Source organism: Planococcus dechangensis (assembly GCF_042654465.1).
GTDB lineage: Bacteria > Bacillota > Bacilli > Bacillales_A > Planococcaceae > Planococcus > Planococcus dechangensis.
This window is the reverse complement of record NZ_JBHSGL010000015.1, coordinates 355500-370890: the sequence shown is the minus strand read 5'-3', so window position 1 is coordinate 370890 and position 15391 is coordinate 355500. Positions and strand designations below refer to the sequence as shown.

Genomic DNA, 15391 nt, shown 5'->3' with positions numbered 1-15391 from the left:
ATACGAAAAAGAAGAAGCTGCCCACTAGAGGCAGCTTCTTCTTTATTTCCGGTCGACAAGCGTTTGGACCATGCTTTTCAGTTCACCGACTTCTTTTCTCAAATCATCGATTTCAGACGTATCTTCTTTAATCCCTTCCAACTCAGCTGTTTCTTTATCGATTTCATCTGAAATTTTCTGCGCATTGTTGACGATTTCCCCGACAATCAAGTTGATCATCAAGAACGTCGACACGACGATGAACGAAATAAAGTAAAGCCAAGACCAAGGTTCCTGTGAAAATACGGGGCGGAAAATGCCGCTTGCCCAGGATTCCAAAGTAAACACCTGGAACAACGTAATAAGGGACAAGCCGAGATCCCCAAAAAACTCGGGTTCGATATCCGCATAAAAGAACGTCCCGATAACCGCATATACGTAAAAAATGATCGACATCAACAAAATGACGCTTGTGATGGTCGGAATGGCCATAAATAATGCTGTTACGACGCGACGCAGAGATGGAATGGTCGACACCGTCCGCAAAACACGCAGCACACGGAAAATACGCAGCACGCTAATGTACGGTGAATTATACAAAATTAGGCTTCCGACAACGATGATAAAGTCGAAGTTATTCCAGCCATTTTTGAAAAAAGCCGTCCGGTAGGCAATAAGTTTGGCGATAATCTCCAATGCGAAAAAAGCCAAAATAATGAGATCCACCACGAGCAGCCAGTTTCCGTATGTTTGCCTAATCTCCGGATAAGTTTCCAGTCCGACGAGCAACGCATTAAAAATAATTAAAATAGTGATAAATGTGTTGAACCGCGCACTTTCCACGATCCGCTTCAAAGATTGTCTCATAGGGCGACAGACGACTCCTTACATGATCTTATGTAGTGTATTTTGCATTTAAAAGTATCGTTTAATTATAGCATGGCTTTAAAATTGTGAGACACGTCAACTGGTGGATGCGACTTGTTTTGTTGCGAAAATGTGACAGTACACGAAAAAAACGCCTCCTATGAAGGAGACGCCGAATTCATTCTTCTGAAAGCGTTGCATAGACAATCAAGCGTTCTTCTCTCGTTCCGCGGTCAAAATCATACGTTCCAGAACAGGTTATCAAGACGAGTTCCGGGGTTGACTGATAGCCGAAGACCGATTCTATATTCGCCAAATCAAGCGGGACCGATTCCATGGCACGGACCTTAAAGGTCAAATCGCCTTCGTCGCCAGTCACCAAAATTTCATCTCCCGGTTCGAGTTCCGTCAAATCCCAAAATACAGCCGGCCCCTCCAAATCATCCACGTGTCCGGCGATGACCGCTCGGCCTCTTTGGCCCGGACGATAGCCTTCTGAATACCAGCTCAGCTCATCACCATTATCCGGCACTGCCATTTCCCCCGTTTTGGTCGTGCCGAGATGTAAAACATCAGCTTCCACACCAATCGATGGAATCGACAGCGTATGCGGCGAAATGCCTGGGCGCTTCAAACCATCGAAAGGATTGGCCGTTTGTGTTGACTGTGGCTTCGACTGGACGGCTGTATCTGCTGGAGCGGTCGCAACAGCAGGCTCTTTTGTCCATGCCGGCTGTGCTTTGACTTCAAAACCGACTTCCGCACTGCGGATGCTTACTTCATCTTCAACTGTATTAGAGCACCCCACAAGCACAAACATTGCAAGCAACATCACTATACTATTCTTGAAAACGTTTTCTCCACACTAGCCCACCCGCTGCTACTAGGAACAATGCGCCACCGATCAACATCCAAATCGATTGTGATTGCTGAGGCACTCCTAAGCCAGTTGTCGGCATTTCATCCGGCGCACCGGCAGCTTCGTAATCAACTAGCGCAATGACTTCAAGTGAATCAACTGTGTTGACCGCAAAGACTGAGTAGACAGTATCTGCAGCAAGTTCTGTTCCTTCAAGCGGCAATACTTGTGTTCCATCCGGCAAGCGGATTTCCAAGTCATAGCTATCAGGAGCAACTTCTGCGTAATCTGTGATTCCTGGGAATTCAGCACCGCTGAACAACGCATCTCCACCGATGATGCCAACGTCAACTGCTGGAGCATCCGGTGACAAATGGCCGACACGGATTTTCGCTTGGCCTTCTGTTACTTCCATAGAATCTTCAGCAACAACAAATTCAATCGACTCCAAAAGGTTTGCAGCTGCAACTGTATAAGCTTTTCCTGCCTCTACTTCCAAATCAGCCTGCAAGACGCCTTCACCTGCTGCGTATTCAGTACCTGCAGCAAATACTTCTACATCATGCGTTCCAGCCGGGACATCCAAATAACCGGAATCCGTTTTGAATGGTACTTCCTCGAGTGTTAAGTCTCCATTGACATAAACATCTACTGCAGGAGCATCCGGTGAAGCGTGCAGAACCCGAACTTTTGCACCGTCGCCATGTGAATCCGCCATGACTTGTGAAGCTAGCAGTGAAAACAGCACCAGCATTGCAACAGAGAGAGATACAACGGTCTTCTTCATTGGGCCAACCTTCTTTCGTATAGTTTTTGTATAACTTTTGTACATCTTCTTTATACACCTATACAATATATATTTCAAGAGATAATAGAGTATTCTGATAAATTTGATCTTTTAGACTTATTTAATCATACAAACTTACATAAAAAAGAAAAAGTTGCCAGAAAAACTTATACTGGCAACTTTTTCTTTTGCTATTCATTCGCAGCGCTGATGTCCGTTAAACTCTCAATTGCCGTATAATTCAATGCCTGTGTCGCCAATCGATCCGCTTCGGCATTTTCCTTACGAGGCACAAACTCGTATTCAGGATGGATGCCGAGTTTTTCCAGCCGCTGGTCAATGCGGTCCGCCCATCTGGCGAGTGTTTGTTCAGGGACGGCCCATTCCCCGGTCATTTGATTGACCAGAATGCGGGAGTCTCCGATAAAACGCACTGGCAAATGATGAACTCCAAGCAATTCCAACTCCTGCACTGCCATCATTAAGGCTGCATACTCAGCTTCATTATTGGACTCAAGTTCATCGATAGCCGTATTTTTGCGCAAGCGGTAATCATTGCCGCTTTGCTTATAATAAATCACACAACCAAGCCCTGCCCTTTTCGAATGGCGATCGAATCCGCCGTCGTAGTAAACGATGACATCATGCGGCTCGGTTTCAATTTCCGTCACGTAGTTTTTCAGTTCTTTCAGACTCCAATTGCTATTATGCCTGTCGACAAACTGCAAGCGCTTTGTCCGGCCAGTACGCTCAAGGTCTGCAGCTATTTGAATCGCATCATTCGCTTCAAGTTCTTCTGAAAGAAACTTCAGCACTTGATCTTTCGGTGATTTGTAAGTCCAATCAATCCGCACTTTCATATCATCACCATCCTTTTAAATGGAATTCGCTTCGGGATGAATTCTCGGCTTCGGAGCGTTTAAGTTTACTCTCTAAAGTCCCTTCGCTTCAAAACGTTTCAAATCGTCTTTATGACCCATAGCGATCAAAATATCCCCGGTTTGAATCATGTCTTCTAGCAGCGGTGCGATATTGACATCTTCCCCGTTTTTCAAGGCGAGAATCATGCAGCCGTAATCTTTGCGAATGTTCAGTTCGCCTAATGTTTTGCCGATCACTTTTTTGGATGCTTCAAGCTCGATGATACTGTAGTTTGCCGACAAATTGATATAGTCGACCACTTTTTCTGAATCGACATGGTGTGCTGTTCGTATGCCCATTTCATATTCTGGCTGGATAACGCGGTCGGCACCGATTTTTTCCAAGATTTTTCGATGCTGGTCATCACGCGCTTTGACCCATACTTTCGGGACGCCGAGTTCTTTCAACATCAGCGTACATAAGACGCTCGCCTGCAGATCATCGCCAATCGCCACGATGGCATATTCGAAATTGCGGACGCCGAGCGATTTCAAGCTGCCTTCGTCGGTCCCATCTGCTGTCGCAGTATGGCTTGCGAAATCGGAAATGGCGCTGACATTTTCCGGATTAGAGTCGATGGCCATAATGTCATGGCCGAGTTCGTACAATTCTTTGCAGACGCTGCTTCCGAAGCGCCCAAGACCGATCACCACTATTTGCTTTTTCATGAGATTTCCTTCTTTCTATTGGGTGATTCGAACAAGTTCTCGTTACCAAAATAGTACGCTACCGCATCACCGTTTGTCGATAATTTCATACCAATGGCGTTATTCAAAACATCAAAACACTAAAAACTTCTATATATAGAAGATTCATTCGTAATTTCAGGATCCTATACCGAGCAGCCGAACAATCGATTGGCGCAGTGTCTCCCTTTATACTACAATGGGAATTAATATCCTTCATACCCGATAGAGAAAGGTTGTTTAATTCTATGAAACCATATGATTCCATTGTTGAGTTGATCGGCAACACACCTGTAGTGAAACTAAACCGCCTCGTCCCTCAAGGCGCTGCCGATGTATACGTCAAACTAGAAATGTTCAACCCGACGAAAAGCGTTAAAGACCGCGCTGCTTACAATATGATCCGCGTGGCAGAAGAATCCGGTGTACTGAAAAAAGGATCGACAATCATTGAGCCGACTAGCGGCAACACAGGCATCGGACTGGCGATGGTCGCAGCCGCTAAAGGGTACCGCTCGATTCTCGTCTTGCCGGACAATGCGACTCAAGAACGCATTAACTTGCTCAAAGCATTCGGGTCAGAAGTTGTGCTGACACCAAGCGATGATAAAATGCCCGGTGCAATTCACAAAGCGCTCGAATTGCAGAAAACGATTCCAGATAGCTATATTCCACAACAATTTGAGAATCCCTCAAACCCAGATGCACATCGCGGCACGACAGCGACGGAAATTCTTGAACAAATGGACGGACAGCTCGATGCGTTCATCGCTTCAGCAGGGACCGGCGGCACCATTACAGGAACCGGCGAAACCTTGAAGGAAAAACTGCCGAACCTTCACATTACTGTCGTTGAACCGAAAGGATCCCCTGTTCTTTCCGGCGGCAAACCAGGAAAGCATAAATTAGTCGGGACAAGCCCAGGCTTCGTTCCGGATATCCTCAACACGGCGATTTACGATGAAATCATGGCGATCGAAGATGAAGATGCCATCGACATGTTTCGCCGGGCGGCGCGTGAAGAAGGAGTCTTCGTCGGCCCTTCTGCCGGCGCAACCATTTATGCGGCGATTGAAGTCGCCAAACGGCTCGGTTCTGGAAAAAAAGTGTTGTGCATCGCTCCAGACACCGGCGAACGCTATTTGAGCATGAACTTATTTGAATAATGATCGAGCACAAAAGAAGAGGCTGCGGCCTCTTCTTTTTTTCAGGTTGTCGAGAAACATTAAGTAGCTGTGTTTTCCGAAGCGTATCGCACGACTCCGTGGGGCGGGAATCGAGCCTCCTCGCTCGCTATGCTCACTGTGGGGTCTCTCAAACCCGCTAGTCCCACTGGATTCGAGCGAATGCTTCTCCAAACACTTAGACACTCCTCTGATTCTCTGATCTAGCGAAAAGTGGTTCATTCTTAGAATTGATTGTGGATTATCCACTTATTCAACACTCTTCTTTTTTATGGAAAAAACTTTTTATCCGGGAGTTGTTGACAATCCCTATAAAACTACTATACTTTATTAAACAATACCCGATTAGAAAGGTAGGTTTTATAACCTGTGATGATTTTTGTTTATTGAAATTCACCATATCAACAAAGTTTATACCGATAAAGATAATCAAGACAATACGGTTTTACGAGACATTAATTTAGAAATCCCAAAAGGCCAGTTCGTCTCCATCCTCGGCCCTTCCGGTTGCGGCAAATCTACTTTGCTTTCGATGATTGCCGGACTCACTTCGGCGACATCCGGTGACATCATCGTCGATGATAAGAAAGTGCTCAAGCCCGGTAAAGACCGCGGCATGGTATTCCAGGAAGCGGCATTGTTCCCGTGGATGAACGTGACCGAAAACGTCGTCTTTCCATTGCGCAAGGAGATGAACAAAAAGCAAGCGGCAGAGCGCGCCCGCCATTTCCTGCAAATGGTGCAGCTCAGCAATTACGCAAGCCATTACCCCCACGAATTGTCCGGCGGTATGCAGCAACGCGTCTCCATCGCCCGTTCGTTGGCAATGGATCCGGCTGTGTTGCTCATGGATGAACCATTCGGCGCGCTTGATGAACAGACGCGCAGCCGCCTGCACGGACAATTGGAGACCATATGGATCGACACGCAAAAGACCATCGTCTTCGTTACCCACAGCATCTCCGAATCGATTAAACTGTCTGACCGCATCGTCGTCATGGGGACGCGGCCCGGCACGGTAATTGCCGATATTTCCGTCGACATCCCAAGGCCTCGTGAGCAACACAAACAGCAAGTGGCTGCACTCGAAGAACAGATCATGGGGCTATTGAAAACAGAGATCGACAAAGTCATAAATGAGGAGCTTGCTTATGAAGCCCGCCGTTAAGCGCCTCCTCTTCTATGGGGGCCTCATTTTATTTTGGTGGCTTGGCTCCCATTTCGAATTATGGCACCAAACCATTCTCCCATCACCGATCAGCGTTTGGGAATCGCTCGCAGCCGGTTTCGCGGACATGACTTTGGTTTACGATCTAGTCGCGAGTTTCCGGCGATTGTTTATCGGCCTCGTCGTTTCCATTTTGATCGGGACCGCGCTCGGCATCTTGCTCGCCCGCTCCAAAACAGCCGATGAAACAATCGGCTCGATGGTTCTGGCATTGCAAAGTGTACCAAGCATCATCTGGCTTCCGCTTGCGATGATGTGGTTTGGCCTCGGGGAAGGCGCCATCATTTTCGTCGTCATTCTCGGCGGTACATTCGTTATGACACTCAATGTCCGCACAGGCATCAAAAACGTCAATCCATTGTTCATCAAAGCAGCACGGACGATGGGATCGAACGGCATCGATTTGTTTTGGAAAGTCATCATCCCGGCTTCCGTTCCTTACCTCGTCACAGGCGCCCGTCTCGCCTGGGCATTCGCATGGCGCGCACTTATGGCGGGTGAATTGCTGAGTGCAGGGCCGGGTCTTGGCTATACCTTGCGCTACGCTTCTGATTTCGGCAATATGTCCCTCGTCATCGGCGTCATGATCATTATCGGAGTTGTCGGTGCAGTAGTTGATCAGCTGATTTTCCAGCGCATCGAAAAAAATGTCCTGAAACGTTGGGGACTAGAAGCTTAATCTTTATAGTACAGACCATACATAAGGAGGAAATTATTCATGAAAAAATATGGATTACTTTTAGCAACTTTAGCCGCAACCGGGTTTTTGTCAGCTTGCGGTGCTTCTAATGCTGCACAAGGCGATGCAGAGAAAACCGTCGTCCTTGGCTACTTCCCGAACCTTGACCACGCTACAGCGATGGTCGCGAAAGACCAAGCATTTTATGAAAGCAATTTGCCCGAAGGCACCAATGTTGAATACGTCACATTCGCTGATGGCGCCGACTTCATGACGGCGCTGAAAACCGGCGATATCGACGGCGGACTAGTCGGTCCTGGACCGGCAATGAATAATTACACGAACGGCGCTGATGTCCGCATGATCGCAGGCGGTGCTAGCGGCGGAACAGTTGTCATGGCTCGTCAAGGCAGCGGCATCGAGTCATTTGAAGATTTGGACGGCAAAACCTTCATCACGCCTCGCGTCGGCTGCACCCACGATGTGCAATTTGAAACGTATATGAAAGAAAATGATGTCACCTCCAACCGCATCGGCGGCGACATGATTCACCAGACCGGTAACCCGGCTCAGTATGAAGCAATGTTTGCAACAGGCAAGATCGATGTCGCAGTTGCGCCTGAACCGTGGGCATCAGTGCTCGCACAAAACACCGGCGCCAAAGTGATCATCGAACCGGATGAAATTTCGTTCGGCACGACACTTCCGGCTTCTGTCCTTGTTACGTCCAGTGAATTAATCGACGCCGATCCGGAAGTCGTTCAAGGCATTGTCGACGCACATGAAGAAGCAACGGCTTATATCGCGGACAATCCGGAAGAATCAAAAGAAATCGTTATCTCGACAATTGATGACATCACAGGCCAAAAGCTTGAGAAATCCGTCATCGACGGCGCTTGGAGCAATATGTTCTTCAGCACGGATATCGACGGGGCTGAAATCCAAGCATTCGGCGACGCATCGTTTGATTTGAAGTTCCTGAAAGAACAGCCTGATTTTGCTGAATTGACAGATACGCAGTTTTTAAACTAACACCAATAAAACTCCCACCGAAATCGGTGGGAGTTTTATTATGTCCTTTGTGCTTTTTCCAAACGGGCAATAGCCCGCCACGCCTGGTAGATGAGCCGGTCGAGCCATAACAGCGCGTCGACTTTTTTCAGCACAGTCGCGAGTTCTGCCTCGTTTCTGGCAGCCCGCACATAATATTCATTGCGGCGGGCTTTGCGCTCCTGGGCCATCTCTTCGGAGGCTTTGCCGAACTCCTGTGCAAGTTCCGGAAGACGCTCGACCTCGCCGAGTTGCATTTGTGCTTTATCGAATAGCGGCATCCATCTGCCCGCTATTCCAGGATGAACCATATAGGCTTCGCGGGCAATCGGTTCTTCGAGCTTTTGCAGCAGCCGGTCGACATGATCGAGCGTATAAAGAATTTGCACGTGGCGTTGAAAAGCCTCATGCGGCATCGTCTGGATTTGATTGAGAAAAGTCCGGATTTCCATAGCCGCCTCGCGCAATATGTGGATGTTCTTGCGGTCGATAATCCCATCGCGCAGCACCATACGCATCGATTCCACCAATTCGATCAAAATTGCTTGAATCGATTGATGAACCGCTTCGAGCGCGACTTCGGGAAGCCTGGCCACTTGCGGATTCAAGTGCTGGACGAACGGATTGCCTTTTTCGGGCACCAACTTTTCTATAAGACGGATAAACGGACGAATTAACAATGCAAAGACCAAAACGCCGAGAACATTAAACAAAGTATGGAAAATTGCGATGCCGAACGCAGCGTCGAACTCTTCGAAGAGCAGATGGCTGATGGCGCTTGTCGCCTGTAATAATTGAGGAGCAAGCATGAGAGCAATCACTGCAGTCCCCGCATTAAACAAAACATGCGTCATCCCTGCCCGTTTGGCAGCTGTTCCTGCCCCGATTGCGGCGAGAATGGCAGTGAGCGTGGTACCCACATTTTGCCCGATGACCAAATAGGCTGCTTGTTCGAATTCAATGACACCGGAAAACAGCGCCGTCAAGGTCGTCGCCACCGCTGCACTCGATGACTGCATAATGATTGTCATCAATGCGCCAAGGAACACGAGGAGAAAGATATTCGTTAACCCGGAAAAAGATACGGCATTTTGCAATTCCGCCATTCCTTCCTGCAACACGCCGATACCGAGAAACAGCAGGCCGAATCCGGCGAGCACCGACCCATAGGCATTAATGCGTTCCGGTAGAAATGTTTTCATCAAGACACCAAAGCCGACAATCGGCAAAGCCCAGCTTTGCAGATCCACTTTAAAACCGATAAGCGAGACGAGCCAACCAGTGCTCGTACTGCCGATATTAGCTCCCATAATGACGCCGACAGATTGCGCAAAACTCAACAAGCCGGCACTGACAAAACCGATCGTCAATAACGTAACTGCGGTGGACGACTGGATGATGGCGGTGATGAGAGCTCCGGAGAAAATAGCGCGGCCCGTACCACCTGCAAAACGGTTCATCCACACCTTGATAAAATCGCCAGCCAATTCCTTTAAAGCACCCGTCATCATTTGCATGCCCAGCAGGAATAGTCCGATTCCACCGAGTATCGCCAGCATCATCACCATGTCGTCCACCTCCTTTTTTCTACAGTGTAAACGAAAAAGCGATGATTTATTGGAAAATATCCAAACTTCGTTCAACTTCCGCCCAATGCCACTTCGAAAAAAGCAGCCATGAAAAAAAGCCTTCATAAATAGAAGGCTTCCAAACTTACTTCAAGTCATGCGCGAATTTGATTTCCTCACCACCGCGGTAGCTGATCTCCAAATCAAAATCTTCCACTTCCGCCGGATCGATCGACAAAGCTTCCAGTACTTCCGCTTTCATGTCATCGATGGACCGGTCCATGGTGATGGAAATCTGGCCAAGCAGCCGTTCCATTTCTTCTACTGCCTGACCGTCCTCGATTTCAGAACCGTTCCGGCGCTCGATTTCCGCTTCGCGCTCATCGCTTTCGTATTCATAGCTTGCTTCGCCGCCTCCAACGAATTCAAGGTCAAGAGAGAATTCATCTACCTCTGTCGAATTATTGGCATTTCTAGCATCATGGTCGATTTCGATTTCCTCGTTCGTTTCGAATTTCACATCCAGTTCAAAGTCCCGGACATCGGATGCTTGTGCCCCGACAACCTCTAAGACTTCTCGTTTAATTTCTTCTAACGGGCGGTCAGTGGTGAATTGGACTGATTGGAACAAACGCGTAAATTCATCGCGCGCCGCCTCTCCTGAAAGGTTTTCTGAACCATCACGCTCGATGCGTGCTTCACCGTCCTCATCATAATCAAAATCCCAGTCGCGGTCATTTCCAAACTCCAGATCCAAATCGAACTCGCGGATCGTTGTTGTTTCGCCATTCGACGGTGAAGCTGTATCTTCCACTTCAGACGTGCCTTGTGAAGCTGAATCCTGTTCGCTCGAATCGTCTCCGGAAATGCTATCATCACCGTTCGTTGCATTTGACGCAATTTGCTGTTCCGTAGCGCTTTTCGTTGCAGTGCCTGTCGTTTCAGTAGTCTCCGTTGCCTGCTCCGCTGTACCGCAAGCTCCTAAAAATAATATCGCGGCCATACTTAATGTCATCTTCTTCATCTTATAACACCCTTTCCCGTTTATGTTCTAGCTATAGACTACCCGTGCAAACTGAAGGCAAGCTGAGTAGAACATTAGAAATTGATGAGAACAAAAAAATCACTAGAGCCAGGAGCTCCAGTGATTTTCTTATGAGATGGCTGTCGCCTGATTTCGCCAAAACCAAATGACGACCGGCACCAACAATAATGACAATACACCACCGGCAAGCGATAAAAACGCAAAGCTTGTGCCGGCCACGACCAAGCCGGACATGCCGCCTCCTGTCGCTCCGGCAAGCGCAATCAAAACATCGACCGTCCCTTGTGTTTTTGCCCGCGCTTTCGGTTTGGTAGAATCAACAATCAAGGCCGTACCGCTGATCAAGCCGAAATTCCATCCGAGACCGAGCAGCGCTAAAGCTAAAATCAATACCGCCAGCGAGTCGCCTGGCGAAAACGCGGCGACAAGCCCGGCGGCAAGCAAGGTTACACCGGCCGCAACGACCATGGCAACGCGCCCAACCTTATCGACTAAGACGCCTGTCACCAATGAAGGCAAATACATCGCGGCCACATGGATGCCAATGACCATACCGATCGCATTCAAGCTGTGGCCATGATGCCCCATATGGACCGGTGTCATTGTCATGATGGCAACCATGACAATTTGGGTGATGACCATGACGGTCGCACCGAGAAAGACGCCGCGGCTATTAATGGCGGGTAAGGACGCTTCATCTTCTGCCGCTTGAGTTTGATCAAGTTCGCGCCGTTCGCTCAATAGACGGGAGATGACTAGAGGGTCCGGGCGCAATAATGTAAACAGCACGATTCCCGCCAGCACAAACGCCGCGCCCGCTAAAATGAACGGCCCGGCAAGCGCAGGCACTCCGATCGACTCAGCAAAATTCCCCATGACGCCGACCAAATTCGGTCCAGCGAATGCCCCGAATGTCGTCGCCACCATCGCCACGCTAATTGCCGTGCCGCGTTGTTTTGCAGTGGCAAGATCCGTTCCCGCATAACGCGCCTGCAAATTGGTCGCCGTTCCCGCGCCGTAGATGAGCAGCGACAGGAACAACAGAAAGACATTGCCCCAAATGGCAGCAAAAACGACGCCAAAGGAGCCGATTCCGCCAGCTATAAATCCGGCTGCAAGACCCGTGCGGCGGCCGAAGCGCTGCGACAGGCGCCCGACAATAAGGGCAGCCCCTGCTGAACCGAGCGTAAAGAGAAAGACCGGAAGCCCGGCGTAACTATCGGTCCCAAGCATGTCGCGCGCAAGCAATGCGCCGACTGTAATGCCTGCAGCTAAGCCCGCTCCACCGAATATTTGTGATAGCATGACAATCCAAAGAGTCCGTTTATATAATCCCTGAAGCTTTTCAGGGGATTCGATGTACTCTTCAAGCGAACCGTTCAGCGCTTGCCTCTTTTCACTAGCCATCGTCCGGCCTCCATTCATATTGATATGAGCAAATTCATTATAGCGTGTTTCGTGTCACTATTGAGTTCTAAATTTAGGCAATAAAAAGAAGGCCGTCGCCGGCCTTCTTTTTTTAAACAGCTTGTTCGCTGCTGTCTTCATATTCGCGGCGCCATTTCCGGAGCGCGCGGCGCTTTCTCGATTCACGCGCTGTAAAGCGGTTGGCACGGTTCAATAGCTCCATCCGCTCCATTTCATAGGCGGGATCAAGTTGCCCAAGATGGGTCGCCAGGAAATAATCCAGAAAACGGATGGCCTCGAGATGCTCTGCAGTAGAAGCTGGTGTTAACCTGTTCAAATTTCGCATCATGCGCTGCAAATCGCTTGTTTCCGCTTCGTGGCCAACTGACAGGTTTTGATAATAAGCCATCATATCCGAGTATAGACTGCGTGTTTCTTTCCGAAGGTTGCTGCGGGTGTTGAGCGTGAGCATAAAAATCCCCCCTTTTCGTTTCGTACGGATGTGCAAGTATGCCGGTGCTAAGCAGTTATAGTTTTGTACCCCTTTTGGCAATTTCCTACACCTGAAAAAAAGAAAAGTGCAAAAAGAAAAAACCATCCGGCAAACGCCGGATGGTGGATATCTTAGACAAGCAGAAACCATAAGAGCATGGTAACAGTAATTGTCGTCACTCCTTGCAACAAAGTGGCTACCGTCTGTGCTTTATACGCATCAGTAATGGTCATGCCGCTGAATTCTTTAACGACCCAGAAAAAACTGTCATTAACGTGGCTGACCGTCATTGCCCCTGCGCCGATTGCCATGACGACGAGCGCCAAAGGAATCGCGCCTTCAATGCCCAAGGTTGGCAGCAGCGGAGCCACTAAAGTCGACGTGATGACCAAAGCCGCAGTCGACGAACCTTGCGCCGTTTTCAAAGCCGCTGCAATGAGGAACGGAATGAGCAGGAACAAGGAACCGGTCGCAAAATCCCCGAAATCCATCGCTGTGATCAGTTCTGCCACACCCGAATTGGCGATGACGCGACCAAATGCACCGCCGGCACCCGTGATGAGAAGAATCGGTGCTGCTGCGACCAGCCCTTCACCGATCCATCCGGATAAAGTTTTCTCGGAGTAATCCGGAAGCAGCAACAATGCCGCCAATACACCTGCAAGAAGCGCTACGGTCGGCGCTCCTAGAAAGCTCAGGAAGCTCGCTATGGTTCCGCCATCACCTGCCAGATTCGCAATCGAGCCGGCTGCGATTAAGACAATCGGCAACAAAATCGGCAGGAATGCATTGAACGTCGATGGCATCTTGCCGAATGAGGCAACGATTTCTTCATAATTCAAACCGCCTTTTTCGGTATCTTCAGGCACCTGGATTTTCGATGCGAATTTTACTGCCCATAAATACCCAACCGCAACCGCCGGAATCGCTACGACAAAACCGATCAAAATGATCGTGCCGAGATATGCTTCCGCTCCGATATTTCCGGCAGCGGCGATTGGACCAGGCGTTGGCGGCACTAAAGTGTGCGTTGCGTACAAGCCGGTCGCAAGTGCCACGGACATGGACGCAATCGCCACTTTTGCACGCTTCGCCAGCGCTTTTTTCAAACTCGATAAAATAACAAATCCGGAATCACAAAAAACCGGGATTGACACGATAAAACCGATGATCGACATCGCCAGCTGCGGACGCTTTTCACCGATAAACCGCAGCACGACTTCTGCCATTCGGTAAGCGGCACCGGATTTCTCCAAGATGACGCCGATGATTGTCCCGAAGACAATAACCAGCCCGATGCCGGCCATCAAGCCGCCGAATCCTTCATTGACACTTGCCACTACATCCGCAAGCGGCATGCCGGATGCGATACCGATAAAGAATGCACCGAACAACAGCGACAAAAACGGATGGACTTTTAATACAGCTGTCAGTATGACAACAAGCACGACACTCAATGCAATAATGAAAAATAACATAGCTTACACCCCTTTTATTGTGTTTTCAGATAAGCAGCAACGACTTGTTTCGTTTTTTTGCGCAAGTATTTTTCAGGATCCAAGAACGACTGTTTTTGACTCACGGATGGCCCTACGACCGCATGAACTTCCGTAAAATGCTCCTCTAATGCGTCGCGGCTATCTTCAGCGATGATGCCTGAGATGAGAAGAACAGGCTTGTCGAATTGTGCAGAAACTTCCGCTACCCCAAAAGGCGTTTTGCCGGATAAAGTCTGCAAATCCGATTTCCCTTCCCCTGTCAAAACCATATCGCAGTCTTTCACATGCTCCAAAAAACCTGAAGCTTCTAGCACCACGTCGATTCCCCGGCGTATCTGCGTAGGGAAAAACGCCAAAAACGCCCCTCCCGCACCGCCTGCCGCACCCGCTCCCGGATAATCGTGCAGCACTGTGCCCGTCAGTTTTTCGACCGCATCGGCATAATGACGCAAATTATCATCCAGACGACTGGCCACGTCTTTTGCCGCCCCTTTTTGCGGACCGAAAACATGCGAGGCTCCATTTAGGCCAATCAATGGATTGTCTACATCGCTCGCAATTAAAAATCGACAAGCTTGAATGCGTTGGTCGAACTCGGACGCATCAATTTCTGCCAGCCGGTTCAAATCGCCGCCGCCCGCTTTCACAGGCTTACCTTGCACATCCAAAAACTTCATACCGAGCGCGCGCAGCATACCGGTACCGCCGTCATTTGTTGCACTGCCGCCGAGGCCAATGATGAATTCCCGTAGGCCGTCATCCAGCGCGTGGCGAATCAATTCACCGGTTCCTTCAGTTGAAGCGATTTCCGGATTGCGGTCAACCGGTCGAATAAGCGGAAGCCCTGAAGCTTGTGCAATTTCAATGACACAGGTTTTCCCGTCGCCAAGAATTCCGTAACCTGCTTTGACCGGATTCCCCAGCGGCCCAGTCACTTGTTTATGAGTGATGCGGCCTCCTGTAGCTGTGACCAAGTTCTCCATGGTGCCTTCACCGCCGTCTGCGAGCGGCAACTCCAATACATGCGCTTTTGGCACTGCATCCAAAATGCCTTGCTTCATCGCTTGTGCCGCTGCTTGCGCGGAGATGCTGCCTTTGAATGAATCCGGCGCTACGATGATGTTCATCATGACCCCTCC

At 49.2% G+C, this 15391-nt stretch carries 15 protein-coding genes; 4 read left to right on the top strand and 11 right to left on the bottom strand.

Features of this window, described 5'->3' with window-relative positions:
- Positions 1-42: 42 nt before the first annotated feature.
- The 5 genes from ACFO5U_RS16090 to ACFO5U_RS16070 form a co-directional block, all read right to left on the bottom strand.
- Complete coding sequence (locus ACFO5U_RS16090) at positions 43-846, bottom strand: ion transporter (protein ID WP_377280100.1); 804 nt, start codon at positions 844-846, stop codon at positions 43-45.
- A gap of 178 nt (positions 847-1024) precedes the next feature.
- Complete coding sequence (locus ACFO5U_RS16085; protein WP_377280099.1) at positions 1025-1678, bottom strand: class F sortase; 654 nt, start codon at positions 1676-1678, stop codon at positions 1025-1027.
- Positions 1679-1685: 7 nt separating this feature from the next.
- The gene (locus ACFO5U_RS16080; protein WP_377280098.1) at positions 1686-2492 is read right to left on the bottom strand and encodes a DUF4397 domain-containing protein; all 807 of its coding nucleotides are present in this window, start codon (positions 2490-2492) and stop codon (positions 1686-1688) included.
- 191 nt (positions 2493-2683) lie between these two features.
- The gene (locus ACFO5U_RS16075; protein ID WP_377280097.1) at positions 2684-3352 is read right to left on the bottom strand and encodes a reverse transcriptase-like protein; all 669 of its coding nucleotides are present in this window, start codon (positions 3350-3352) and stop codon (positions 2684-2686) included.
- 72 nt (positions 3353-3424) lie between these two features.
- Positions 3425-4081 carry a potassium channel family protein gene (locus ACFO5U_RS16070; RefSeq protein ID WP_377280096.1) on the bottom strand — a complete coding sequence of 219 codons (657 nt, stop codon included), beginning with the start codon at positions 4079-4081 and terminating at the stop codon, positions 3425-3427.
- A 266-nt stretch (positions 4082-4347) separates the two neighbouring features.
- Here ACFO5U_RS16070 and cysK point away from each other — a divergent pair, with 266 nt between their 5' ends.
- The 4 genes from cysK to ACFO5U_RS16050 all read left to right on the top strand — a co-directional run bounded on the left by cysK (position 4348) and on the right by ACFO5U_RS16050 (position 8222).
- A complete protein-coding gene (cysK, locus tag ACFO5U_RS16065; protein ID WP_377280095.1) occupies positions 4348-5265 on the top strand; it encodes a cysteine synthase A in 918 nt (305 codons plus the stop codon).
- A 397-nt stretch (positions 5266-5662) separates the two neighbouring features.
- Positions 5663-6451, top strand: coding sequence for an ABC transporter ATP-binding protein (locus tag ACFO5U_RS16060; protein WP_377280094.1), 789 nt, complete (start codon positions 5663-5665; stop codon positions 6449-6451).
- Complete coding sequence (locus tag ACFO5U_RS16055) at positions 6435-7190, top strand: ABC transporter permease (RefSeq protein ID WP_377280093.1); 756 nt, start codon at positions 6435-6437, stop codon at positions 7188-7190. The genes ACFO5U_RS16060 and ACFO5U_RS16055 overlap by 17 nt, the downstream gene beginning before the upstream one ends.
- Positions 7191-7229: 39 nt before the next feature.
- Complete coding sequence (locus ACFO5U_RS16050) at positions 7230-8222, top strand: ABC transporter substrate-binding protein (protein ID WP_377280092.1); 993 nt, start codon at positions 7230-7232, stop codon at positions 8220-8222.
- A gap of 38 nt (positions 8223-8260) precedes the next feature.
- Here ACFO5U_RS16050 and ACFO5U_RS16045 read toward each other — a convergent pair whose 3' ends face one another.
- The 6 genes from ACFO5U_RS16045 to ACFO5U_RS16020 all read right to left on the bottom strand — a co-directional run bounded on the left by ACFO5U_RS16045 (position 8261) and on the right by ACFO5U_RS16020 (position 15379).
- A complete protein-coding gene (locus ACFO5U_RS16045; RefSeq protein WP_377280091.1) occupies positions 8261-9808 on the bottom strand; it encodes a Na/Pi cotransporter family protein in 1548 nt (515 codons plus the stop codon).
- A gap of 145 nt (positions 9809-9953) precedes the next feature.
- Positions 9954-10832 (bottom strand): YusW family protein, encoded by an 879-nt coding sequence (locus tag ACFO5U_RS16040; RefSeq protein ID WP_377280090.1) that lies wholly within the window; start codon positions 10830-10832, stop codon positions 9954-9956.
- A gap of 129 nt (positions 10833-10961) precedes the next feature.
- Positions 10962-12260, bottom strand: a complete 1299-nt coding sequence (locus tag ACFO5U_RS16035; RefSeq protein ID WP_377280089.1) for an MFS transporter — start codon at positions 12258-12260, stop codon at positions 10962-10964.
- A 112-nt stretch (positions 12261-12372) separates the two neighbouring features.
- Positions 12373-12732, bottom strand: coding sequence for a hypothetical protein (locus ACFO5U_RS16030; RefSeq protein ID WP_377280088.1), 360 nt, complete (start codon positions 12730-12732; stop codon positions 12373-12375).
- A gap of 152 nt (positions 12733-12884) precedes the next feature.
- Positions 12885-14231, bottom strand: coding sequence for a GntP family permease (locus ACFO5U_RS16025; RefSeq protein WP_377280087.1), 1347 nt, complete (start codon positions 14229-14231; stop codon positions 12885-12887).
- 14 nt (positions 14232-14245) lie between these two features.
- Positions 14246-15379, bottom strand: a complete 1134-nt coding sequence (locus tag ACFO5U_RS16020) for a glycerate kinase (RefSeq protein WP_377280086.1) — start codon at positions 15377-15379, stop codon at positions 14246-14248.
- Between the last annotated feature and the right edge of the window lie 12 nt (positions 15380-15391).

Bases quoted from the DNA above. Each gene is read 5' to 3' on its own strand.
- ACFO5U_RS16090 (WP_377280100.1), bottom strand. From the start codon at position 846: ATGAGACAATCTTTGAAGCGGATCGTGGAAAGTGCGCGGTTCAACACA.
- ACFO5U_RS16085 (WP_377280099.1), bottom strand. From the start codon at position 1,678: ATGTTGCTTGCAATGTTTGTGCTTGTGGGGTGCTCTAATACAGTTGAA.
- ACFO5U_RS16080 (WP_377280098.1), bottom strand. From the start codon at position 2,492: ATGAAGAAGACCGTTGTATCTCTCTCTGTTGCAATGCTGGTGCTGTTT.
- ACFO5U_RS16075 (WP_377280097.1), bottom strand. From the start codon at position 3,352: ATGAAAGTGCGGATTGATTGGACTTACAAATCACCGAAAGATCAAGTG.
- ACFO5U_RS16070 (WP_377280096.1), bottom strand. From the start codon at position 4,081: ATGAAAAAGCAAATAGTGGTGATCGGTCTTGGGCGCTTCGGAAGCAGC.
- cysK (WP_377280095.1), top strand. From the start codon at position 4,348: ATGAAACCATATGATTCCATTGTTGAGTTGATCGGCAACACACCTGTA.
- ACFO5U_RS16055 (WP_377280093.1), top strand. From the start codon at position 6,435: ATGAAGCCCGCCGTTAAGCGCCTCCTCTTCTATGGGGGCCTCATTTTA.
- ACFO5U_RS16050 (WP_377280092.1), top strand. From the start codon at position 7,230: ATGAAAAAATATGGATTACTTTTAGCAACTTTAGCCGCAACCGGGTTT.
- ACFO5U_RS16045 (WP_377280091.1), bottom strand. From the start codon at position 9,808: ATGGTGATGATGCTGGCGATACTCGGTGGAATCGGACTATTCCTGCTG.
- ACFO5U_RS16040 (WP_377280090.1), bottom strand. From the start codon at position 10,832: ATGAAGAAGATGACATTAAGTATGGCCGCGATATTATTTTTAGGAGCT.
- ACFO5U_RS16035 (WP_377280089.1), bottom strand. From the start codon at position 12,260: ATGGCTAGTGAAAAGAGGCAAGCGCTGAACGGTTCGCTTGAAGAGTAC.
- ACFO5U_RS16030 (WP_377280088.1), bottom strand. From the start codon at position 12,732: ATGCTCACGCTCAACACCCGCAGCAACCTTCGGAAAGAAACACGCAGT.
- ACFO5U_RS16025 (WP_377280087.1), bottom strand. From the start codon at position 14,231: ATGTTATTTTTCATTATTGCATTGAGTGTCGTGCTTGTTGTCATACTG.
- ACFO5U_RS16020 (WP_377280086.1), bottom strand. From the start codon at position 15,379: ATGAACATCATCGTAGCGCCGGATTCATTCAAAGGCAGCATCTCCGCG.